The sequence below is a fragment of the Cupriavidus sp. 291-E7 genome, assembly GCF_057798835.1.
This window is the reverse complement of sequence record NZ_JBYOJV010000013.1, coordinates 14,664-35,756: the sequence shown is the minus strand read 5'-3', so window position 1 is coordinate 35,756 and position 21,093 is coordinate 14,664. Positions and strand designations below refer to the sequence as shown.

19 protein-coding genes and 1 riboswitch are annotated in these 21,093 nt (G+C 65.7%); of the genes, 12 read left to right on the top strand and 7 right to left on the bottom strand.

Features of this window, described 5'->3' with window-relative positions; translation table 11 throughout:
• Positions 1-96 precede the first annotated feature (96 nt).
• A complete protein-coding gene (locus AC3FLX_RS21900) occupies positions 97-516 on the top strand; it encodes a hypothetical protein (protein ID WP_488699419.1) in 420 nt (139 codons plus the stop codon).
• Here AC3FLX_RS21900 and AC3FLX_RS21895 read toward each other — a convergent pair.
• Positions 510-1,085, bottom strand: coding sequence for a histidine phosphatase family protein (locus AC3FLX_RS21895; protein WP_488699418.1), 576 nt, complete (start codon positions 1,083-1,085; stop codon positions 510-512). The two genes, AC3FLX_RS21900 and AC3FLX_RS21895, sit on opposite strands and share 7 nt — an antisense overlap.
• A 27-nt stretch (positions 1,086-1,112) precedes the next feature.
• Positions 1,113-1,191: riboswitch (adenosylcobalamin-variant (AdoCbl-variant) riboswitch) on the top strand.
• A 42-nt stretch (positions 1,192-1,233) separates the two neighbouring features.
• Between AC3FLX_RS21895 and AC3FLX_RS21890 the strand changes: the two genes are divergently transcribed.
• Together AC3FLX_RS21890 and AC3FLX_RS21885 are read left to right on the top strand one after the other, a co-directional pair.
• The gene (locus tag AC3FLX_RS21890) at positions 1,234-1,449 is read left to right on the top strand and encodes a CbtB domain-containing protein (protein WP_488699417.1); all 216 of its coding nucleotides are present in this window, start codon (positions 1,234-1,236) and stop codon (positions 1,447-1,449) included.
• Between the two features lie 12 nt (positions 1,450-1,461).
• Positions 1,462-2,190 (top strand): CbtA family protein, encoded by a 729-nt coding sequence (locus AC3FLX_RS21885; protein WP_488699416.1) that lies wholly within the window; start codon positions 1,462-1,464, stop codon positions 2,188-2,190.
• A gap of 7 nt (positions 2,191-2,197) precedes the next feature.
• On the opposite strand, the gene AC3FLX_RS21880 is transcribed toward AC3FLX_RS21885, so the two are convergent.
• The gene (locus tag AC3FLX_RS21880) at positions 2,198-3,148 is read right to left on the bottom strand and encodes a 2OG-Fe(II) oxygenase (protein ID WP_488699415.1); all 951 of its coding nucleotides are present in this window, start codon (positions 3,146-3,148) and stop codon (positions 2,198-2,200) included.
• 342 nt (positions 3,149-3,490) lie between these two features.
• Between AC3FLX_RS21880 and AC3FLX_RS21875 the strand changes: the two genes are divergently transcribed.
• From AC3FLX_RS21875 to AC3FLX_RS21865, 3 genes are all read left to right on the top strand, one after another.
• Complete coding sequence (locus AC3FLX_RS21875; RefSeq protein WP_488699414.1) at positions 3,491-5,689, top strand: alkaline phosphatase family protein; 2,199 nt, start codon at positions 3,491-3,493, stop codon at positions 5,687-5,689.
• Positions 5,690-5,802: 113 nt separating this feature from the next.
• A complete protein-coding gene (locus tag AC3FLX_RS21870) occupies positions 5,803-7,203 on the top strand; it encodes a cytochrome-c peroxidase (protein WP_488699413.1) in 1,401 nt (466 codons plus the stop codon).
• Entirely contained in the window at positions 7,200-7,841 is a 642-nt protein-coding gene (locus AC3FLX_RS21865) for a hypothetical protein (RefSeq protein WP_488699412.1), read from the top strand. Before AC3FLX_RS21870 ends, AC3FLX_RS21865 begins: the two co-directional genes overlap by 4 nt.
• 10 nt (positions 7,842-7,851) lie before the next feature.
• Here the strand turns inward: AC3FLX_RS21865 and AC3FLX_RS21860 are convergent, their stop codons facing one another.
• Positions 7,852-8,211: a CzcE family metal-binding protein gene (locus AC3FLX_RS21860; protein ID WP_488699411.1), complete on the bottom strand. Its 360-nt coding sequence runs from the start codon at positions 8,209-8,211 to the stop codon at positions 7,852-7,854.
• A 355-nt stretch (positions 8,212-8,566) separates the two neighbouring features.
• On the opposite strand from AC3FLX_RS21860, the gene AC3FLX_RS21855 reads away from it, so the two are divergent.
• The 4 genes from AC3FLX_RS21855 (at position 8,567) to AC3FLX_RS21840 (ending at position 12,103) form a co-directional block, all read left to right on the top strand.
• On the top strand, positions 8,567-9,529 hold the full coding sequence (locus AC3FLX_RS21855; protein ID WP_488699410.1) for a restriction endonuclease: 963 nt from the start codon (positions 8,567-8,569) through the stop codon (positions 9,527-9,529).
• 81 nt (positions 9,530-9,610) lie between these two features.
• On the top strand, positions 9,611-10,366 hold the full coding sequence (gene ydfG / locus AC3FLX_RS21850; protein ID WP_488699409.1) for a bifunctional NADP-dependent 3-hydroxy acid dehydrogenase/3-hydroxypropionate dehydrogenase YdfG: 756 nt from the start codon (positions 9,611-9,613) through the stop codon (positions 10,364-10,366).
• 97 nt (positions 10,367-10,463) lie between these two features.
• Positions 10,464-11,543: a catalase family peroxidase gene (locus AC3FLX_RS21845; RefSeq protein ID WP_488699408.1), complete on the top strand. Its 1,080-nt coding sequence runs from the start codon at positions 10,464-10,466 to the stop codon at positions 11,541-11,543.
• A gap of 11 nt (positions 11,544-11,554) precedes the next feature.
• Positions 11,555-12,103 carry a cytochrome b gene (locus tag AC3FLX_RS21840; RefSeq protein WP_488699407.1) on the top strand — a complete coding sequence of 183 codons (549 nt, stop codon included), beginning with the start codon at positions 11,555-11,557 and terminating at the stop codon, positions 12,101-12,103.
• An 81-nt stretch (positions 12,104-12,184) separates the two neighbouring features.
• On the opposite strand, the gene AC3FLX_RS21835 is transcribed toward AC3FLX_RS21840, so the two are convergent.
• Positions 12,185-12,931: a creatininase family protein gene (locus tag AC3FLX_RS21835; RefSeq protein ID WP_488699406.1), complete on the bottom strand. Its 747-nt coding sequence runs from the start codon at positions 12,929-12,931 to the stop codon at positions 12,185-12,187.
• A gap of 35 nt (positions 12,932-12,966) precedes the next feature.
• Entirely contained in the window at positions 12,967-14,262 is a 1,296-nt protein-coding gene (locus tag AC3FLX_RS21830; RefSeq protein ID WP_488699405.1) for an MFS transporter, read from the bottom strand.
• Positions 14,263-14,427: 165 nt separating this feature from the next.
• Between AC3FLX_RS21830 and AC3FLX_RS21825 the strand changes: the two genes are divergently transcribed.
• Positions 14,428-15,345, top strand: coding sequence for a LysR family transcriptional regulator (locus AC3FLX_RS21825; protein ID WP_488699404.1), 918 nt, complete (start codon positions 14,428-14,430; stop codon positions 15,343-15,345).
• On the opposite strand, the gene AC3FLX_RS21820 is transcribed toward AC3FLX_RS21825, so the two are convergent.
• Both AC3FLX_RS21820 and AC3FLX_RS21815 read right to left on the bottom strand, forming a co-directional pair.
• Positions 15,346-16,086: an SDR family oxidoreductase gene (locus tag AC3FLX_RS21820; RefSeq protein ID WP_488699403.1), complete on the bottom strand. Its 741-nt coding sequence runs from the start codon at positions 16,084-16,086 to the stop codon at positions 15,346-15,348.
• Between the two features lie 134 nt (positions 16,087-16,220).
• Complete coding sequence (locus tag AC3FLX_RS21815; protein ID WP_488699561.1) at positions 16,221-19,349, bottom strand: efflux RND transporter permease subunit; 3,129 nt, start codon at positions 19,347-19,349, stop codon at positions 16,221-16,223.
• A 397-nt stretch (positions 19,350-19,746) separates the two neighbouring features.
• Between AC3FLX_RS21815 and AC3FLX_RS21810 the strand changes: the two genes are divergently transcribed.
• Positions 19,747-21,042 carry a dicarboxylate/amino acid:cation symporter gene (locus AC3FLX_RS21810; RefSeq protein ID WP_488699402.1) on the top strand — a complete coding sequence of 432 codons (1,296 nt, stop codon included), beginning with the start codon at positions 19,747-19,749 and terminating at the stop codon, positions 21,040-21,042.
• Positions 21,043-21,093: the final 51 nt, after the last annotated feature.

Sequence of the window (21,093 nt, the reverse complement as noted above, 5' to 3'; positions counted from 1 at the left end):
CTCGGAATGCCGGTCACCTTGCCCTTTTGGCCAATGGAGCGGGGAGGGAGCGGAAGCTAGCATCGGATCGACTGTATCTTCCGCACAGGAGACGCCATGACCCAGTCCATGCGCCTTGTCACCCCGTTGTGCCTTGCCGCCGTATTGCTGACCGCCTGCAATACGGCGCCGATTCCACCGGGCAAGACCGTGCCGATCCAGGCGGCGCTCGACTCGATTACCAGTGACATGTGCGCATTCCAGCAGCGGTTCGCGCAGTCGCCGCAGGGCAAGGCCGTGGGCGTGGACGCCTATACCGTCGAGCTGGTGTTGACCGTCGATGCGGCAAAGCAGCCGCCGGTGTCGGTCGCGCCCGATATCGCATTCATGCCGACGGTCACCTACGGCAATACGCTGATGATGGCCAAGGACAGCCGGCTGGTTGTCACTTTCCGGAATACCGGGCAGGGCGGTGCAACCCAGTGTCCGCCGCCGCCAGCGGCGCCACTGGCTCCGCCGTCCGCGCCGCCTCAGTAGCGCGAGAGCGGCACCGCGACGGCCGACACGCGCCACTTGCCGGACTGGCTTGACAGCATCGTCAGCGTCAGCGGCGCAATGTCCAGCTGCATCGCCGCCTGAGCCGGGGCGCCCAGGACGTGCACGACGATGGCCCGGATCACGCTGGCATGGGTCACGGCCAGTGCATGCCCTGGCGCGCGGCGCGCCAGCCATTGCCCGGCCCGCCCGATGACGGCCTGCTGCGATTCGCCGCCGTGCGCGTCCATGCCGGGATCGGCGAGCCAGGCGGCAATCCCGTCTGGCTCCGTCGCGGCGAGCGCCTTCAGCGATAGCCCCGACCACCGGCCGTAATCGACCTCGCGCAAGGCATCGTCGATGGCCGCGTCAAAACCCAGCGCCTGTGCGGTGGCGCGTGCGCAGGCCATCGGACTTGTCAACACGTGGTCCCATTTGCCGAGCGGACGTGCGATATCGAGCGCGGCCAGTTGCGCGGCGTCGGCGGCTTCCAGCGGATCATCGGCCGGAAACCGGCCGGCGCGGATGGCGGCGGTCGCGGGTACGCAGAGCAGGGAGATGCGGGTTGTCATGCGGTTGGCCTTGGAGTCGTCTAGAATGCACGGATTCCGAGGAGGGGAAGCCGGTGAGATTCCGGCACGGTCGCGCCACTGTGAAAGTCAGACCTTCTCTTCGAGCCACGATCCATGACAGGACGCGTCATCCTCAAGGAGAAATCTCATGCACGCAAGTGCCATTGCCTCGCCGGCCGCCATCGCGCCGGTTTCGATCCCCGTCCGCGAACTGCTGCCCTGGGCTATTTTTGGCGGCATGCTGCTGCTTCTGGCCATCTACTTCGTTGGTGTGGAAGAAGGCGCCGCCGCCATCTTCAATACCATGTACGTGCATGAGTTCGTGCACGACGGCCGCCACCTGCTTGGTTTTCCCTGCCACTGAGGAAATCCGTCAATGGTAAGAAGTCTGCTGGTCCGCGGCATGCTCACGGGCTTTCTGGCCAGCTTGCTGGCCTTTGGTTTTGCGCGCGTGGTCGGTGAGCCGCAGGTGGAAGGCGCCATTGCATTCGAAGAGCAGGCGGCCCATGCGATGGGCGGCAGCCATGCGCACGAAATGCCTGAACTGGTCAGCCGCGATGTACAGGCCGGGGCTGGGCTGTTCGTCGGCGTCGCCGTATTTGGCAGCGCGCTGGGCGGGCTGTTCTCGCTGGTCTTTGCCTTTGTCTACGGCCGCATTGGTGCGTTGGGCGCGCGGACGACCTCCGTGCTGCTGGCGCTGCTCGGCTATGTGGCAATCGTGCTGGTGCCGTTTCTCAAATATCCGCCCAATCCGCCGGCGGTGGGCGACCCATCGACGATCGGGCTTCGTACCGCGCTGTTCTTCACGATGATCGGTGTGTCGCTGGCGGCGATGGCAGTGGCCGTCGTGGCGGCGCGCAGGGTTTTCGCCAGCCGCGATGCGTGGACGATGTGGGTCGGTACCGGTGCGATCTTTGTTGTGCTGACCGTGATCGTGCATGCGCTGCTGCCCGAGATCAACGAGGTGCCCGACCATTTTCCCGCCACGCTGCTCTGGCAGTATCGTGTGGCGGCGTTCGGCATGCAGGCGGTGCTGTGGGCCGCGCTCGGGCTGATCTTTGCGCGGCTGGTTCAACCGCTGATGGTGCCGCGCTCGGCGCGCTAGGCGTCCGTCACATCATTGCGCTCCGCGCATCTTCGGCAGCGGACACGAAGCGCCGCTGCCGCATCCACTTCGTCGCCACCCATTTCTCTCCGCGCAGCACTTCGGCGGCGGCATGCAATGTGCGTCCGTCAAGCTGGCCGCCGTCGTCGCAATACTCGAAGTACAGCGCATTGCCCTTGCGCGGCACGACCGACAGGCCGATTTCGGGGAAGACCGTCTCGCCGCCCTCGGCCACGTCGTTCAGGTAGATCACCATCGTGCTGACGCGCTGGCCGCTGCGCGCGATCGATGCCCGGTTGGCGGCGTTGTCCGGCATCAGGAAATCGAAATGCGGGCGGCTCTGCGCGCCGCGTGTGTAGTGCAGTACCTGCAGGCCTTCGCCGTTTTCCACCGGCATCCGCATCAGCGCCGATACACGCGCGTCGATCGTCGCCAGTAGCGGCGTTTCCGCAAGACGGAAGAACATGCCCTGGCTGCTGCGGTCCCGACTGACCACGTGCTCGCCGGTGCGTGGATCGACGATGGTCGATGCGGCAAGTCGTGGGCGCGCCGCCGCCATCAGCGCATCGCATTCGGCGTGACTCAATACCGCTTCCAGCACGGCTACCACCGGCTTTTCGGTGCGCGTGATGACGTGCACCGCGCGGTCGCCGCCATCCAGTACCGATCCGCGCGGCAACCGCGAACCACCCGCCGCCGGGCCAGCCTTTTCGATCGTGATCTGGCCCTCGGGCATTGGCAGGCCTTCGCGCAATACCCGTGCAAACGCGTGCACGAGGTCTCGCGCCACGGTCGGATCAAAGCGCTGTGACACCAGCGCGCCGGCGATGTCATCGGGTGTGCCACCGCGCCGCAGGGCATTCACGATCCAGTCGCGCAGTTCGTTGGAGAAGTGGAGCCGGGCCAGTTGCCGGGGAGCGGCGGAGCCGGATGAGCCGGAGGTCGGAGATGCGTGCATGGGCGGAATTCGACGGGCGCGGGGTGTTGCGCGGCGCAAGTATTACGCCGTGCATCCCGCATGGCAACCGCGTTTCTGCTTTGTATCGGGATTGGTACCTCCGAAATCTCCCGTAATGAATTCGCGCGGCGGGTTTATGAAATCGTCACATTGAATTTCTAGCATCGTGGCCGCTGCATTGGTCGGAGAGGGCATACGGGCTTTCGCCGGCCCCGAAGGTGTCTTGCGCAGGCGGTCCCACCCGCCGGAACCATGCGCCGGAACGGGCTTCGGTGCGGCGTCAGTACGAGACCCAACGAGACCCACTCATAACGATCGCGCATGTCCCGGCGAGCCATAACCATGCACCCTAAAAATACCTCCTACGTCCCCTTGCTCACAGCCCTTGCCGCAGCCGCGCTGCTTGCGGCATGCGGCGGCGATGACGCCACCACCACGTCCGGCAACACCGGCACCAACGGTAACAACGGCACGACGCAGACCGTCAGCGGCGTCGTGGGCGGCGCGGCCGTCAAGAATCCCACCGGTTTTGCCAGCTCGTCCGCCACGGGCGTCGACTATGCCAAGAGCACCACGGGCGCCGATGTCGACCAGGCCTTCGTGCCGGTGACCTACGCCAATGCCACCGTCTGCGCCGACACCAACAGCAACGGCGTCTGCGACAACGGCGAGGCCGCCACGCGCACGGACGCCAATGGCCGCTTCACGCTGGCGACGCCGGACGCAAGCCTGGTGGCCGTGGTCGATACCGATGCGTCGTTCAACGATCCGGTTGCCGGCCCGACCAAGGTGGCCAGCAAGATGATCCTGCGCAGCGCCGCCGCGCAGGCCACCGGTGGCGCGAACGTGGTGATCAGCCCGCTGTCCACGGAAGTCGTGCGCCTGACGGAATCCGAATCGCTGAGCTTTGCCGATGCCAAGGCCGCCATCGCGGGCCGCCTGAGCCTGAGCGGCGGCACCGCCGACGTGAGCGTCAAGGCTGACGATGTGGTGGGCCAGCCCGGCAGCCTTGCCGACACCGCCGCCGCACGCGCGCTGCTGGTGGAGGACAACACGCTGGCCGGCCGCTACACGCTGGCATCGAAGATCCTTGATCGCGGCTTTATCAGCGATAGCGCCGCCGATCCGGTGACTTCGCTGAAGTCCGCGCAGGAAGCCGCCTTCAACCCCGAAGGTATCCCGCGCTACGACCATCTGTTCGTGGTGATCTTCGAAAACCACAGCAACCAGACCATCGACAGCCCGACCTATCCGAACTTCTACAAGTACCTGCACACGGAAGGCAACCAGGCTACCAACTACTTCTCGACCGGCAACCCCAGCGAGCCGAACTACATCTCGCTGGCCAGCGCCGACGACTGGGGCGTGGCCGACGACAACGCCTGGAACTGCCTGCCCGCCGGCGATACGGCGAACCAGCCGACCGATGCCTTCGTGCCGCTGGCCGCGTGCAACGCCGATACCAAGGTGCACAACCTCAAGAGTCGCCGCAACATGTTCACCGCGATGTACAACGCGGGCATGAGCACGCGCGTCTACAGCGAGTCGATGAACCCGGGCCAGGACCCGCGCAAGGACGGCGTGGCCAACGCCGCCATCTCGGGCGTGAACCCCACGTCGGGCGCCACCGAGACGATGCCGGCCGGCCTGTACAAGACCAAGCACCACCCGGCGGTCAACTTTGACGAAGTGCGCAATCGTCCGGACTTCTTCAAGAACCTGACGCGCTCGATGGGCGGCGGCGAGTGGGATGCGTCGATTGCGACGTACGCCACGGCCAATGGCATTCAGTGGAATACGCACCAGTTCGAGGATGACCTGAAGAGCGGCGATATCGGCGCGCTGAACTACATCGTGCCGGACCAGTGCGATGACATCCACGGCGTCGGCCCCTGCCTGTCCACGAACATCGCGCGCGGCGATGCCTATGCCAAGTACATGGTCGACGCGATCCAGGCGTCTCCAATCTGGAAGAACACCAACCGCCGTTCGGCCATCGTCATGCTGTTCGATGAAGGCTCCAGCTTCTTCGGCAGCTCGTCGTGCTGCGGCTGGAACGTCGGTGGCGGCGCCACCAGCGGCGCACCGCTGGGCGAAGGCATCACCACGGCCGTGCCGCGCTACAACGGCGGCAACAAGGGCGATGGCCCGACGATCTTCGCGCTGCTGACCAACCAGCCGAACGCGCCGAAGCAGGTTGTCGATTCCGACGCCTACAGCCACTTCTCGTTCGTGCGCACGATGCAGGATATGTTCGGCCTGGCCGATCCGGGGGTGAACACGTCGTACATGAACCGCTCGAAGTACACCGAGCAGTACATTGCCGACAACCTGGCAAACCTGGCCGAGTACTCGGGCAGCGCCAATACCCACTTCGATTCGGTTCGCCCGATGAACCACAAGTACGTGGTGAAGGCCGGTGACCTGCAGTCCGGCGGCAGTGTTGCCGGCGGCAGCGGCAGCGGTTCGGTCGGCACGGGCAACAACACGGCCACGGGGCCGGATGCCTCGCAGACCAACATCTGGGCAATCAAGTCGTAAAGCAAAGCGGACAGCCGGAACCCCTCGCATGCGGTGGGGTTCCGGCGCAGGTCCACCCCACGCTGTTTCCATTCCGCCAGCAGATGGCCGGCTGCCATCGGCCCATCCAGATCATGCGCCATTCCAGATTCGCCGCGTGCTGTATCGCGGCTTTGATTTCCATTGCGCTGGCCGCCTGCAAGCCAGCGACAGAAGCCTCCCACCCCACGGCCGCCGCGCCATCGAACGGCAACGTCCAGCGCGTATCGACGGCGAAAGCGGCGCCAGCGGTTCCCGCATCGCCGCTTTCGCCCGCCGCGCAGGCCGGTGCAAGACTGTTCTTCGATCCGTCGCTGTCCGGGTCGGGCAAGATGTCGTGCGCCACGTGCCATGACCCCCAGCATGCCTATGCGCCGGCCAATGACCTGTCGGTGCAGCTCGGCGGCGCGGATGGCAAGCAGCCCGGCACGCGCGCCGTGCCGACGCTGATGTACAAGGAGTACACCAACGCGTACTCGGATACCTTCGAGAATCCGGACATGATCAGCGCGCCCGGCCCGGGTGGCGGCATGACCTGGGACGGACGCGCCAACACCATCGCCGAGCAGGCTGCCATCCCGCTGCTTGCGCCGAACGAGATGGCGGCCGCCAGCAAGGCCGCCGTGGTGGATGCCGTCCGCAATGGCGCCTCCGCGGAGGCATTTCGCAGTGCCTATGGTGCGGCCGTGTTCGACGATACCGACAAGGCGTTTGCACTGGTGGGGGCCGCGCTGCAGGCGTTTCAGGTGGAGGACCGCAGCTTTCACCCGTACAGCAGCAAGTTCGACCGTTATCGCAACAACAAGGTGGGCGGTGCGCTGAACGATGCCGAGATCCGTGGCCTGCGCGTATTCCTGGACCCGAACAAAGGCAACTGCATGGCTTGCCATTTGATTGGCGGCGGCAACGACGGCAGCCAGGACATGACCAGCGACTATTCGTTTTCGGCCATCGGCGTGCCGCGCAATATGGATATCCCGGCCAACGCGGACCCCAAGTACTTCGACCTGGGTCTGTGCGGCCCGCTGCGTACCGACCATCGGCCGGGCAAGGACAAGGGCGCGAGCGCGACGTGCGGCATGTTCAAGACGCCCGTGCTGCGTAACGTGGCCACGCGCCACGTGTTCATGCATAACGGCGTATTCAGATCGCTCGAAGACGTGGTGCGCTTCTACAACACGCGCGACACCGCGCCGGAGAAATGGTATCCGCGCGATGCAAAGGGCAAGGTGAACAAGTTCAACGACCTGCCGGCGAAGTACCGCGCCAATATCGATGACCAGATGCCGCTGGATCAGCGCCGTGCCGGCAGCCAGACGCCGATGACCGACCAGGAGATGAAAGACCTGATCGCGTTCCTGAACACCCTGACCGATGGTTACGTGCCGCCGGCCAACGCCGACGCCAGCAGCCCGCATGCGCATACGGTGGCGAATGCCATCGCCGATGCCGCCGCGCGCAAGCCCGCCGGAAACCCGAACACCCAAGCTCAATGAAACCGATCCTGACATCCATCATGCTGGCCGCCACGGCAACGCTGCTGCTGGCCGGCTGCAACACGCCCGACGCGGCTAACGAGGCCAATTTCCGCGCCGCGCTGGACAAGCACCTGCAATCCCACGGCGATCTTTGCATCGGCCGCCACAAGTGGCCCGTCGATGTGCCCGACCTGCCGGTTTCCGCGCAACTGCGGGATGGCATTCAGATGCCGGCGCTGGAACATGCCGGGCTGGTATCGCATGTGCAGGCGGAAATGACGCTGCATCACCAGAACGGTTCCGACGAATTGGTGAAGGCGCTGCGTTACGACCTGACGGAGAAGGGGCGTCAGTTCGTCAACGCAAATCCGCGGACGGCGGCCCGCATGGCGGAGGCCAGCCAGCCCGATCTTTGCTACGGGCACGTGCGGCTGGCCAAGGTCATCGGCTGGGACAAGCCGCACAACACCGATGACAAGCCCGCGCGGCTGACGACGACCGTGCGTTACACCTATACGCTGGAGCCCGCGCCGTGGGCGAAGGACGCGATGGTGCAGGGGGCGTTCCCGGTGCTGGCCCGCGTCATGCGCGGTAGTGGATCGCTGGAACTGAAGCAGCAGATGGTGGCTGCCGGCGGCGGCTGGCAGCCACTCTGACGCGGGCGGATCAGCCCGCGCTATACACGTCGCTGGGCGCGACGTGGATATAGACATCGCGGGCCTGCTGCACGCCGGGCATCAGCACGCGGAGCGGCATCGTGGCGCCGTTCAGGGCCTGCAGAAAGGTCCAGTTCACGGTTTGATCACCGGCGCGGATGGCCACCGATTCGCCCGACGCAACGGTGACATACCGCGTGCCTGGGTCGATGGTGATGGTGCGGCTGACGGTGTCGGCACGCGCGGCGTCGCCGAACAATGCGGCGGCCGACGTGGGGGCAGAGGCGGGCGCGGAGGCAGGGGCGGGGGCGCTCCAGGCAAGGGCGGGGGCGAGCAGGAGCAGGGCGGGAATCAGAGTCTTCGAGGTCATGATGTGTTGTTGTGTGCAGCCCCGGACCTGGGGCCGTGAACAAAGCCTACGCCCCTCGTTTAAATTCCCAAAATGACTTGAATTCACTATATCCAGTCATGTTTTGCATGATGCGCCGCCGCATCCCCGCTAAAGGCGGGTGTGGGTTCGATACAACCCGGGCATAGGACATCTTCGATACATTTGGCACTTCCCAGGGCGTGCACGCGAGACCGGACGGGACCGGTCGGGCGTCACTGGGCACCATCAAAAACAGAATAGAGGTGGGTCAATGGTTCGAGGAATGGGCCCAGGGATGGGCGCAGGAATGGGCCGGCACTCGGTTTTCGCCACGTTGGCCGAGGCGCCGTGGTGGATGACAGTGCTGCTGGGCGTCGCCTGCTACTTCATGGTCTACGTGATCATTCCGGGTGTGATCGGCTTTCTGGTCGCGCTGGGGATACTGCCTGGAGATGCTTTGGCGCTGGGCAGGGGTGTTCGCTCGATGTCGTCGATGGTGGCGGCGATCACTGCCGGCATGGCGACGGTGTCGTACCGGCGCGGGAAGGAACAACGCCAGCGGGAAGAACAACTGAGCAAGCTTGCCGGCCTGCGCCGCCGGCCCGCCGCCCCTCCGCCGTTTGCCGCGACGATCGCAACCGTGCCACCCTCCGCGGGGGGCAAGCCAAGGCAGCCCACCGCCGTGCCGCTGTCCCGGCCGGCTCGGGCTCAGGCTTCGGCTTCGGCACCAGCTCCAGCTTCGGCTTCGGCTTCGGCTCCAGCTCCAGCTCCAGCCAGTGAATGGTCGCTCGATGCGTTGAAGCAGCTCGAATGGAAGCGTTTCGAGCAACTGTGCGTGGCGTACTACGAGGCGATGGGTTTCAAGGTCAAGACCGTGCCGCATGGCGCTGACGGCGGCATCGATGCCACGCTCTACAAACGCGGCATGCCCACGCCGCTGGCGGTGGTCCAGTGCAAGGCGTGGAGTCGTCCCGTGAAGGTCGAACAGGTCAGGGCGCTGGGCGGTGTCATGCTCGAACACCAGGTACGGCGCGGCGTGTTCTGGTCCTTGTCCGGTTACGTTGGCAAGCCCGTGCAGGAATCGGCGGAGCGTGCGGGCATCCAGCTGCTCGACGGCGACGAAATTATTGCCCGTATTCGCGCGTTGCCGGCCGACAAGCAGGCGGCACTGCGCGCGCTGGCGTTCGCGGGCGACTACCGCACGCCCAGTTGCGCGGCCTGCGGCGTCAAGCTCGTGGCGCGCCGGAGCAAGGCCGGTCCGTTCTGGGGCTGTATGAACTTTCCGCGCTGCCGGATGATCCTGCCGCGCATCGCCTGAGCTGCCCAGCGGCATGACACGGGAATGCGGCCGACGGTGTAGTATCCGTGGCCGAACCTGTCTGAAGCTGGAGAGCAAATCATGATCGTATTCGTCACCGGTGCCACCGCTGGATTTGGCGCTGCCATCGCCCGCCGCTTTGTTGGCGCGGGCCACCGCGTTATCGCCACCGGCCGCCGTGAAGACCGCCTGCAAGCGTTGGTGGATGAATTGGGCCGCGACAACGTGCTGCCGCTGGTGCTGGACGTGCGCGACCGCGCCGCCGTGAATGCCGCGGTGGCAGCGCTGCCCGCCGACTACGCCGATATCGACGTGCTCGTGAACAATGCCGGCCTGGCGCTGGGTCTGGAGCCGGCTCACCGGGCCGACGTCGATCAGTGGGACACGATGGTCGACACCAACATCAAGGGCCTGACCTACATGACGCGCGCGGTGCTGCCCGGCATGGTGGCGCGCAATCGCGGCCATGTCGTGAACATCGGCTCGGTAGCCGGCGCCTATGCATACCCGGGCGGCAACGTCTACGGCGCCACCAAGGCATTCGTGCATCAGTTCTCGCTGAACCTGCGTGCCGACCTGACCGGCACGCGCGTACGTGTGACCGATGTGGCGCCGGGCCTGGTGGGCGGCACGGAATTTTCGGCGGTGCGCTTCAGCGGCGACCAGTCGCGGGTGGAGAAGGTCTACGAAGGCGCCGATGCGCTGACGCCCGACGACATCGCCGACACCGTGTTCTGGGCGGCCACGCTGCCGGCGCGCGTCAACATCAACTACGTTGAAGTGATGCCGGTGACACAGTCGTTCAGCGCGTTGTCGATTCACCGCGAAAAACCGTAAGCCATTACCGATTCGCCGTTTTTTTTTCGGCGATGACGGAATAGTTGGGTGTAGCAGTGCGTATACCTGATGAGTCCTCACTCATCGGGAGTTCCCATTGACTGACAACACCCCAACATCACACCCGGGCACGCGCATCTGCGTGCCATGCCGCCTTGGCGCCATCGGAGCCGTCGTGCTCGTGCTGGCCGGCGGCTTTGCCTACACGGGCGGGTGGATCGCGCCGCACCGGCTTTCCACCCAGACCATCATCAACCAGTTCCAGCGTAACGACGGCCTGCACGAAGGCTTCCGGCGCAATCACGCCAAGGGCGTCTGCGTCGAGGGCTATTTCGAAAGCAACGGCGCGGCGGCGTCTTTGTCGAAGGCCGGTGTGTTCGCGGCGGGGCGCACGCCGGTGACCGGGCGATTCGCATTGCCGGGCGGCAATCCGCAGGCGCCGGACGGCAGCGTGCCGATCCGCAGTTTCGCGCTGATGTTCAAGCAGGCGGACGGCCAGCAATGGCGCACGGGCATGAATTCCGTGCCGCTGTTTCCGGTGCATACGCCGGAGCAGTTCTACCAGTTGCTGCAGGCCAGCCAGCCCGATCCCGCCACGCACAAGCCCGATCCCGCGAAACTGAAGGCGTTTGCCGAGGGCAATCCGGCACTGGGCGCCTTCCAGGGCTGGATCAAGAGTCATCCGCCATCGTCGAGCTACGCCAACGGCGCGTACTACAGCGTCAATGCGTTCTACCTGGTCGATGCCGGCGGCAAGCGGCAAGCGGTTCGATGGGCGGTGCAGCCCGAGTTGCCCTATGCGCCGGTCGGCGACGCAGAGCGTGGCAAGGCATCGTTCCTGGCGGCCGATCTCACGCAGAAGCTCGACGCCGGCCCACTGCGCTGGCGCCTGATGCTGACGCTTGGCGCGCCTGGCGACCCCACCGACGATGCCACGCAGGCGTGGCCCGACGACCGCAAGCAGGTCGATGCGGGCACGCTTGTGATCGAACGCGCCAGCTCGCAGGATGACGGCGCTTGCCGCGATGTAAATTTCGATCCGACGGTGTTGCCATCGGGCATTGCCACGTCGGGCGATCCCCTGCTGGCCGCGCGCTCGGCTGCCTATGCGCTGTCCTACCAGCGCCGCACGCGCGAGGTGGCACTCGACGCGCACGAACAGAAAGCCCCCCAATAAAGGAAGCAGGCATGAAGGCTACGCACACACAATTCAGCGGCTTGCAGAAGCTGCTGCACTGGCTGATGGCCGTGCTGATCCTGTCGATGCTGTTCGTCGGCGTGGGGATGGTGTTCACGGTTTCGCGCGCGCATGACACGCTGGTCGATCTGCACCGGCCGCTCGGCATTGCCTTGCTGCTGCTGGTGATCGTCCGGCTCGCGGTGCGACTGCGGCGCGGCGCTCCGCCGCTGCCGGACAGCATGCCGGCCGCGCAGCGCGTTGTCGCCAAGGCATCGCACGTCGTGCTCTATGCGCTGATGCTGGCGATGCCGCTGGTCGGCTGGGGCATGTTGTCGGCCGGCGGTTATCCGGTGACGATGGCGGGCAGTTTTCACTTGCCGCCGATCCTGCCCGCCAACGTGCAGTGGTTCGCGCTGCTGCGCGGGCTGCATACGTGGCTGGGACTGACGCTGTTCGCGGTAGTGCTGCTGCATCTGGCCGCCGCGCTGTTCCATGCGCTGGTGCTGCGTGACGGCGTGTTTGCCGCAATGGCGCCTGGCGGCGGTCATCGCCGGTAGCGGTACGCTACTCGCCGTGCGCGTTGGATTCTCCCCGCTCCACACCATACGAGGTACGGAGCGGGGAGAAGATCCGCGGCATCACACCGCTTTCTCGTCGCCAAACGCGGCGAGTTCCTTGACCAGGCTGCGGGCTGCCAGCTCCACGAGCGCGCGGCCTTTTTCGGGAGTGGCCTGGTTCGGGTCCGAACCCATGCGGCCGTCCGGGAAGCGGGCGCGGAAGTCGAGCGCTTCCCGGATCGGGCCGGACGGTGCAATGCGTGGCGAATAGTCGGCGTGCTTGATCGAATGCTCGTACGCGTACTGCGTGACGGCGATCTCGGACGGCGTGGCATGGGCGCCGTGGCCGGTCGGGAACATTTCTTTCGCCAGGTCGTTCACGCCTTCGAGGTCCCACCAGTTGGTGAGTTTCATCGCAAAGCCCGAGCGGCGTCCCGCAAAGCTCGCTTCCGCGTAAATCTCGGAGAACGCGGCTTCGATCGAGGCAATGTTCCCACCGTGGCCGTTCAGGAACAGGATCTTCTCGAAGCCGTGGCGCGCCATCGAGCGCGTCCAGTCGACGATGGCCGCGATGAACGTCGACGGCCGCAGCGAGATGGTGCCGGCGAACCCCAGGTGATGCTGGGCCATGCCGATATTGAAGGTGGGGGCCACCAGGATGTCGCCCTGCTGTTCCGCATGGCGGCAGATGATTTCCGGGCACATCCAGTCGGTGCCGAGCAGGCCCGTGGGCCCGTGTTGCTCGTTCGAACCGATCGGAATCACGATGGTCCGGCTGCGCTTCAGGAACTGTTCGATTTCAGACCAGGTGGACAGGTACAGCAGCATGATTGACTCCTTGTCTTGCGTGGGGATATCGGGGTTCAGTGGTGTGCGGCGCGGCTCGGGAGTCGCGTCGCCAGGATGATCAGCGCGGCGGCAAGCGGCATGGCGGCCATGACCAGCACGCCCGGATGCAGGCTGCCGGTTGCGGTCTTGGCCCAGCCGATGATGGCCGGACCCCAGAAGCCGCCGGACAGCCCGATCGTGTTGATCAGGGCGATGCCGCCTGCGGCAGCGGGTCCCTTGATGTATTCGGACGGCATGGCCCAGAACACCGTGTAGGTCATCCACAGCGTGGTGGTGCCGAGCGTCAGCAGCACGAGCGTTGCGGTCAGATTGCCATCGGCGAGTGTCGAGCCGGCCAGCAGCGCCGCCCCGGCCAGCGCGGGAATGGCGGCGTGGTAGCGCCGCTCGCGCTTGCGGTCCGACCGGCGGCCCATATAGACCATGCCAATGGCGCCGCCCAGGTAGGGCAGGGCCGTGTACCAGCCCAGTTGCACCATGTCGTTCACGCCCTGGGCCTTGATGAGCGTCGGCAGCCAGAAGCTCAGCGCGTAGATGGCGGCGATCACGCAGAAGTAGGCGATCGCGAGCACGTAGACCTTGGGGTCGCGTGCCACGGCGCCGAACGAGTGCTTGTGCGCGGCGGGCACGGCCAGCTCCTGTTCGAGCAGGCGTTTTTCGTCGGCCGTCAGCCACGCCGCATCGGCGGGACGATCGGGCACGAGCTTCCAGGCCAGCACGCCCAGCAGCAGGCAGGGCAGCCCTTCGACCAGGAACATCCATTGCCAGCCGGCCAGGCCACCGTGGCCCGCCAGCGTCGTCATCAGCCAGGCCGAAGCGGGGCCGCCGATGATGCCGCCGATCGGTCCGGCCAGGAACACGATGGCAATCGCGCGTGCCATCCGCTGCGGGCCGTACCAGCACGACAGGTAGTAGATCATGCCCGGCGCAAAGCCAGCCTCGAACACGCCCAGCAGGAAGCGCATGGCGTAGAACGTCGGCACGTCGCGCACGAACAGCATGCAGGCCGAGGTGATGCCCCACAGCACCAGAATGCGGCTGAAGGTCTTGCGCGCGCCGATGCGCGGCAGCATCAGGTTGCTCGGGATTTCGAACAGCACATAGCCGATGAAGAAGATACCGGCGCCAACGCCGTAGGCCGCGTCGGAAAAGCCGAGGTCGCCCTGCATCTGCAGCTTGGCAAAGCCGACGTTGACGCGGTCAAGGTAGGCGAACAGGTAACAGACCAGCAGAAAGGGCAGCAGCCGCAGGTTGATCTTCTGATACAGCGCGGCGGTGCCATCGACGGCGGCGGGGTTCGACATCACTAACATTTGCCAGTCTCCAGAGCGTTGTGATGGTTATGGGATTGGCTTCGATAGTGGCAGCCGCGTAGACTTGCACCAACAGCAACAAAGTCCACACTTCGTTCTTCCCAGAGCAACGCAAGTCGTTTGCTGGGCTTTTGAGTGTCTTTTGCGTAACAAAAAGGCAGGGATATGCGGGAAATCAATCAGCAGCGGCTGCGCTATTTCCGGGAAGTGCTGGCGCACGGCACGATCCGGGGCGCGGCGGAAAGCCTCAATACGTCGCCATCGGTGATCACGCGCCAGATCCGGCTGCTGGAGGACGAACTCGGCACCACGCTGTTCGAACGGCAGGCCCGTGGCGTGCGGCCCACCGAGGCGGCGGCTCATCTGCTGGAGTTCTGGCGCGGCTACCGCTCGCACCAGGAAAAACTCGAAGACCAGCTCCATGCGCTCAAGGGGCTGCAGCAGGGCATGGTGCAGATCGTGCTGAGCGAGGGTTACGTGGATGCGCTGATCAACGAGGTGGTGGCGCCGTTCTGCGCGCAATACCCGATGGTCGACATCCGCATGGAGATCCTGCCCGTGGACGACGTGCTCAACGAGGTGGCCGAGAGCCGTGCGCATATCGGGCTGGCCTACAACCCGCCGATGCATCCGCGCATCGAGTACCGGGCCAGCTCGGCGCAGCCCATCGTGCTGCTGACGCGCCACGATCATCCGCTGGCGCGCCGTGGCGGCGAGGCGACGATTCACGACGTGATGGACTACCCGCTGGCGCTGATGCCCGAATCCTATGGCATCGGCCATGCGGCCAAGATGCTGGAATTCGCCGAGAACATCCGCATCCGGCCCACGCTGGTCACCAACTCGCTGTCGGCGCTCAAGCAGTTCGTGGCGTACGACAACTTTGTCACGCTGATCGGCCAGTTCGCCGCGTACCGCGAGGTGGCCGCCGGCAGCCTGGCCACGGTTCCGATCGACCATCCGCTGTTCCGTGGCACGCAGGCCAGGCTGCTGGTCAAGGCGGGGCGCCCGTTGCCGGCTGCCGCGCTGGAAGTGCTGGCCTTTATTCAGCATCGCATGGGCATCTTTGCCGATGGCCGGTAATCAGAGCACGTAGCCGCCGTCGATCGTCAGGCTGGTGCCTGTCATGTAGGCCGATGCGGGACTCGCCAGCCACGCGGCCAGGCCGGCGATTTCCTCGGGCTGTCCCACACGGCCGAGCGGAATCCTGGCAATCAGATGTTCGATCATGGCCGACGTCATGTCGGTTTCGGTCGGACCCGGCTGGATGTTATTGACCGTGATACGGCGCGGCGCCAGTTCCAGCGCGACGTTCTTCACCAATGCCGCCACGGCCGCCTTGGTCGTGGCATAGACCGCGCCCCCCACCGAGCCGGTGCGGATGGCGGTGTTGCTGCCGATGGTGATGATGCGGCCGCCGTCGCGCGTCTGCGCGGCAGCCGCCTGGATGGCCACAAACACACCGCGGATATTGACGTTGAGCATCACGTCGAGATCGCTGTCGCTGAACGTATCGATCGTGCCCAGGCGCAGCACGCCAGCGTTCACCACGGTAGCGTCGAGCGTGCCGAAGTGGGTCACGGCCTGCTGCACGGCCGCGCGGATCGCGGCCGGGTCGGCGCTGTCGGCCGCAATCGCCAGTGCCTGGCCGCCGCCAGCCTCGATGGCCGCCACGACTTCGGCGGCCTTGTCGGGCCGTGAGGCATAGGTCAGTGCCACGCGGAAGCCGTCCTGCGCCAGGCGCCGCGCAATGGCGGCACCGATGCCGCGCGATCCACCGAATACCAGGGCAGTCCGGGCTGCCGTTGCCTGATTGTTTGCCATCCTTGCACCCTCTCGAAATTTGTTTTGACGAGACGATAGTGCGATTGGCGCGTATCCGGCTTGTGTGCCGGCAGCAGGGATTTTGTATTCGCATGTAGCGCTGCGGTTGCCAGTCCGCAGCGGTGCGTCAGGTGTCAGGTGTCAGTCGTGCCCGGCGTCGGCGCGTCACCGGCCTGGCGTGCGGCGGACCATCGCGCAATCCACGCATACAGCAGCGGAATGACGAGCGTGCCCAGCACCGTGGCGCCCAGCATGCCGCCCAGCACGCCGGTACCTACCGCGCGTTGCGCGCCGGCACCTGGCCCGGTGCTGATGGCCAGCGGCACCACGCCCAGGATGAACGCCAGCGATGTCATCACCACGGGCCGCAGCCGCTGCCGTGCCGCCTGCGTGGCCGCCTGCACGCGCTCCAGGCCGTCGCGCCGCAATTGCTCCGCATATTCGACGACCAGAATCGCGTTCTTGGCCGCCAGGCCCATGATGACGACCACGCCCACCTTGAAGTACACGTCGTTGGGCAGGTCGCGCAGCCAGACGGCGGCCGCCGCGCCCATCAGCCCGGTGGGGACGATGGCCAGCACCGCCAGCGGCAGCGTCCAGCTTTCATAGAGCGCCACGAGGCACAGGAAGATGAACAGCATCGATAGCGCGAACAGCCACGGCGCCTGCGTGCCGCTTTGCTGCTGTTCGAACGCGCGGCCGTTCCAGCGTACTTCGTAGTCGGGCCCCAGCTCGCGCACCAGTGCTTCGAGCCGGGTCATCGCCGCGCCAGTGCTGATGCCGGGTGCCGTATCGGCATTGACACGCACCGAGGTCAGACCGTTGTAGCGCTCCAGCGTCGATTCGCTGTTGCCCCATTCCAGCGTGGCGAATGCGCCCAGGGACACCATCTGGCCGCTGGCATTGCGCACGTGAACGCGGGCCAGGTGGCTGGCCTGCATGCGATACGGCGCGTCGGCCTGCAGAATCACGCGACGGACGCGGCCTTCGCGCGCCAGTTCGTCGATATAGCGCGAGCCGATGGTGGCCGACAGCGCATGGTGGATCGCCTCGGGGTCCACGCCGAAGCTCTCGGCCTTGCGGTAGTCGATGACCAGGTCCAGTGCGGGCGCGGGCTGGCCCGCCGTGGCGCGCACTTCGGCAAAGAGCGGATCGGCTTTGGCAAGTTCGATCAGCTTGTCGCGCGCGGCGTACAGGTCCTGCCGGCCGCCTTCGCGGCGTGTGACCAGGCGCATGTCCAGTCCGCTGGTGCTGCCAAGCTCGGGCAGGGCGGTGCCGTTGTAGGGGTAGAGCTGGGCTTCACCTTTGCCGGGCCACGCTTCAAGGCCCTTGCTCAGGCGCGCCAGCACCACGTCGGCCGCATTGGCGCGGCCGCGCTGCTTCCAGTCGTCGAGTGACAGGAACACGCTGGCGCGCTGTTCTCCGGAGCCACCGTTGTTCCAGCCCAGCAGCGAGAACGTGGTCTTGATCGGGAATTTCTCCGACGTCATCCACTGTTCCATCTGGGCGATGGTGTCGCGCGTCTGTGCCTGGGTGCTGCCCGGCGGCAGCTCCACGTCGATCACCAGTTCGCCGGTGTCTTCCTCGGGCAGGAAGCCGCCCGGCAATTGCCAGAGCATCAGCATGCAGGCGGCGGTCATGGCAAGGTAGACGGCCAGCCAGCGCAGCCGGCGTTGCTGCAGCCGGTGAATCCAGCCGGCGTAGCGCGTGGTGAATGCGGCAAAGCGAGCTTCGAACCAGGCAAGCGGCCCGCGCGCGGGCGCGGCGCCATGCCGCAGCAGCGTGGCACACATGGCCGGGGCCAGCGTCAGCGCAAAGAACAGCGAGAACGCGATCGAGATCGCCAGCGTCATCGCGAAGTGGCGGTAGATCACACCCACGGCGCTGTCCATGAAGGTCATCGGCACGAACACCGCACACAGCACCAGCGTCACGGCCAGCAGCGCGCCCGACACCTCGCGCATCGAGCGCGACGCGGCGGTAAACGCATCGACCCGTTCCTCGCGCATGATGCGCTCGACGTTTTCCACCACCACGATGGCGTCGTCCACCAGGATGCCGATGGCCAGCACCACGCCGAACAGCGTGATCACGTTCAGCGACAGCCCGAACGCATACAGGCAGGCCACCGTGCCCAGCAGCGACACGGGCACCACGATGCACGGAATCAGCGTGGCGCGCAGGTTGCCCAGGAACAGCCAGAGGATCAGGAACACCAGCACCGTGGCCTCGCCCAGCGTCACCAGCACGCGCGTGATCGAGTTCTTTACGAAGTGCGCGGTGTCGTAGGAAATTTCGTAAGCCACGCCGGCCGGAAAGCCCTTGGCGGCTTCGTCCAGCGCCGCGCGCACCGTGCGCGAGGTGGCCAGCACGTTGGCGCCATCGGCCAGTTTCAGGCCCATCGACGCGGCCTCGCGCCCGTTGAGGGACGAGCTGTAGCGGAAGTCCGCGGCGGCCATTTCCACGCGTGCCACGTCGCGCAGCAGCACGGCGGAACCGTCCTTGCCCGGACGCAGCACGATACGTTCGAACGCTTCGGCATTGGCAAGCGGCGCGGGCGGCCGGACGATGGCCTGAAGCGGCTGGCCCGGCGCGGCTGGCGCGCCGCCGAGCTGGCCCGGCGTGACACTGCCGTTGCGCGCGCGGATAGCGGCTTCCACGTCCGCCGTGGTCAGGCCATAGGCATGGAGCTGGTCCGGATTGAACCAGACGCGCAGCGCGTATTCGGCGCTGTACGGTTCCACCTTGCCGATGCCGGGCAGGCGCCGCAACATCGGTAGCACCGTGCCCGCCGCATAGTCGGCCAGCGCCGTTTCAGACATCGTGCCGGTTTTCGAAATCAGCGACACGTACATGAAAGGGCTGGCACTGGCCTGGTCGACGTAGACGCCGCCACGGCGCACCACCTCGGGCAGCAGCGGCTCGGCCTGTGCCACGCGGTTGCGCACGTTGACCTGCGCCAGTTGCGGATCGGTGCCCTGTTTGAAGCCGATGGTCACGGTGGCCGTGCCCGCTTCGCTATTCGAGTCGATGTAGAGCAGGCCCGGAATGCCGTGCATCTGCTGCTCCAGCACGGCGGTGACACGGTCTTCGACGGTGCGCGCGGTGGCACCCGGATAGTCCGCGTACAGGATCACCATCGGCGGGGCCACGGCCGGATATTGCGCCACCGGGATACGGTTCAGCGCGACCAGGCCCGCGACCGTGGTCAGGATAGCCAGCACCCACGCAAACGCGGGGCGGCGAAGGAAGAAATGCGCCATATGTGACGAACGACTGCTAGACGCCATGCATCGCGCCCGCTCATGCGGCGGCGCGCCGAAGCTCGGCGTGGGGTTGGATCGGTATGCAAGGTCGGCCGCCGCTGGACGTGTGGGATGTCGGGCAGTCCGCAGGCCGGTGAGGCCCTGTGGCACGGTCGGCGCGGCCCGATGGCTCAATCGGGTGGCGCGGCGCGCGCTCGGTCGTAGACGCCCCGGAAAGCGCAAGGCTTGGGAGCGATTGTGGCGGATTATAAACATCGCCCATTGTTGGTGCAATCAAAGGAATTGCGATGTCCGATAGCGTTTCCGAGTTTGCCCCGCGCATTCCCGCATCCTATCGTTACAGGTGCAGACCTCGGCGCAGGACTTCCGTACGGCCGCCCCCCAAGGAGACGTCATGAGCAAGAAGTCAAATATCACGACCTGGATCCTGATCGCGATGATTCTGGGTGCCGTGGTCGGCTACGGATGCAACACGGCGTTTCCCGATCCGAAGGTCGCCAAGGACATCGCGGGGTATATCTCGATCATCACGGACGTGTTCCTGCGGCTGATCAAGATGATCATTGCGCCACTGGTGTTCTCCACGCTGGTGATCGGTATCGCGCACATGGGCGATGCCAGCACGGTGGGGCGCGTGGGCGTCAAGGCGCTGGCGTGGTTCATCACCGCGTCGCTGGTATCGCTGACGCTGGGGTTGATCATGGCCACGCTGCTGCATCCCGGCGTGAACATCGGCCTGCCGCTGCCAGACGTCGGCGCCGCCACCAACCTGAAGACCAACGCATTCACGCTCAAGGACTTCATATCGCACCTGGTACCCAAATCGGTGGCGGAGTCGATGGCCAACAACGAGATTCTGCAGATCGTGGTGTTCTCGATCTTCTTCGGCACGGCCATCGCCACACTGGGCGAGCGCGGTGCCCGCATGGCCGGCGTGATCGAGGATCTGGCGCAGATCATGCTCAAGATCACCGGTGCCGTGATGTGGCTGGCGCCGATCGCGGTGTTCGCGGCGATTGCGTCGACGGTGACCACGCAGGGGCTGGGCATCCTGATCACATTCGCCAAATTCATGGGCAGCTTCTACCTGGCGCTGTTCGTGCTCTGGGGCTTGCTGACACTGGCCGGTTTCGTGTTCCTGGGCCGGCGCGTGTTCGAGTTGATCCGGTTGATCCGGGAGCCGTTCCTGCTGTCGTTTTCCACGGCCAGCTCCGAGGCCGCTTATCCGAAGCTGCTCGATTCGCTCGACCGCTTCGGCGTGAACCGGAAGATCTCAAGTTTCGTGCTGCCGCTCGGGTATTCGTTCAACCTGGACGGCTCGATGATGTACTGCACGTTCGCGGTGCTGTTCATCGCCCAGGCCTACGACATCCACCTGCCAATGGGCACGCAGATCACGATGCTGCTGTTGCTGATGCTGACGTCGAAGGGGATGGCGGGCGTGCCGCGCGCGTCGCTGGTGGTGATCGCGGCCACGCTGAACCAGTTCGGGATTCCCGAGGCGGGCCTGTTGCTGATCATGGGCGTGGACCAGTTCCTCGATATGGGCCGCTCGGCGACCAATGCCGTGGGCAATTCCATCGCCGCCGCCGTGGTGGCCAAGTGGGAAGGGCAACTGGCCACCGGGCCGGTTCCCGAGACCGAGAAAGACATACCGGGCGAGGAGCCTCGCACCGCTGCGGGGGCCTGATGCCATGCGCGGAGCTGCCTTGAGGATCGCCGCCATCGAGCGGATCGCGCT

Coding starts and splice junctions, on each gene's coding strand:
- AC3FLX_RS21875 (WP_488699414.1), top strand. CDS start 3,491: ATGCACCCTAAAAATACCTCCTACGTCCCCTTGCTCACAGCCCTTGCC.
- AC3FLX_RS21900 (WP_488699419.1), top strand. CDS start 97: ATGACCCAGTCCATGCGCCTTGTCACCCCGTTGTGCCTTGCCGCCGTA.
- AC3FLX_RS21890 (WP_488699417.1), top strand. CDS start 1,234: ATGCACGCAAGTGCCATTGCCTCGCCGGCCGCCATCGCGCCGGTTTCG.
- AC3FLX_RS21895 (WP_488699418.1), bottom strand. CDS start 1,085: ATGACAACCCGCATCTCCCTGCTCTGCGTACCCGCGACCGCCGCCATC.
- AC3FLX_RS21835 (WP_488699406.1), bottom strand. CDS start 12,931: ATGCTGCTGTACCTGTCCACCTGGTCTGAAATCGAACAGTTCCTGAAG.
- AC3FLX_RS21810 (WP_488699402.1), top strand. CDS start 19,747: ATGAGCAAGAAGTCAAATATCACGACCTGGATCCTGATCGCGATGATT.
- AC3FLX_RS21865 (WP_488699412.1), top strand. CDS start 7,200: ATGAAACCGATCCTGACATCCATCATGCTGGCCGCCACGGCAACGCTG.
- AC3FLX_RS21880 (WP_488699415.1), bottom strand. CDS start 3,148: ATGCACGCATCTCCGACCTCCGGCTCATCCGGCTCCGCCGCTCCCCGG.
- AC3FLX_RS21820 (WP_488699403.1), bottom strand. CDS start 16,086: ATGGCAAACAATCAGGCAACGGCAGCCCGGACTGCCCTGGTATTCGGT.
- AC3FLX_RS21870 (WP_488699413.1), top strand. CDS start 5,803: ATGCGCCATTCCAGATTCGCCGCGTGCTGTATCGCGGCTTTGATTTCC.
- AC3FLX_RS21815 (WP_488699561.1), bottom strand. CDS start 19,349: ATGGCGCATTTCTTCCTTCGCCGCCCCGCGTTTGCGTGGGTGCTGGCT.
- AC3FLX_RS21860 (WP_488699411.1), bottom strand. CDS start 8,211: ATGACCTCGAAGACTCTGATTCCCGCCCTGCTCCTGCTCGCCCCCGCC.
- AC3FLX_RS21830 (WP_488699405.1), bottom strand. CDS start 14,262: ATGTTAGTGATGTCGAACCCCGCCGCCGTCGATGGCACCGCCGCGCTG.
- AC3FLX_RS21855 (WP_488699410.1), top strand. CDS start 8,567: ATGACAGTGCTGCTGGGCGTCGCCTGCTACTTCATGGTCTACGTGATC.
- AC3FLX_RS21825 (WP_488699404.1), top strand. CDS start 14,428: ATGCGGGAAATCAATCAGCAGCGGCTGCGCTATTTCCGGGAAGTGCTG.
- AC3FLX_RS21840 (WP_488699407.1), top strand. CDS start 11,555: ATGAAGGCTACGCACACACAATTCAGCGGCTTGCAGAAGCTGCTGCAC.
- AC3FLX_RS21885 (WP_488699416.1), top strand. CDS start 1,462: ATGGTAAGAAGTCTGCTGGTCCGCGGCATGCTCACGGGCTTTCTGGCC.
- ydfG (WP_488699409.1), top strand. CDS start 9,611: ATGATCGTATTCGTCACCGGTGCCACCGCTGGATTTGGCGCTGCCATC.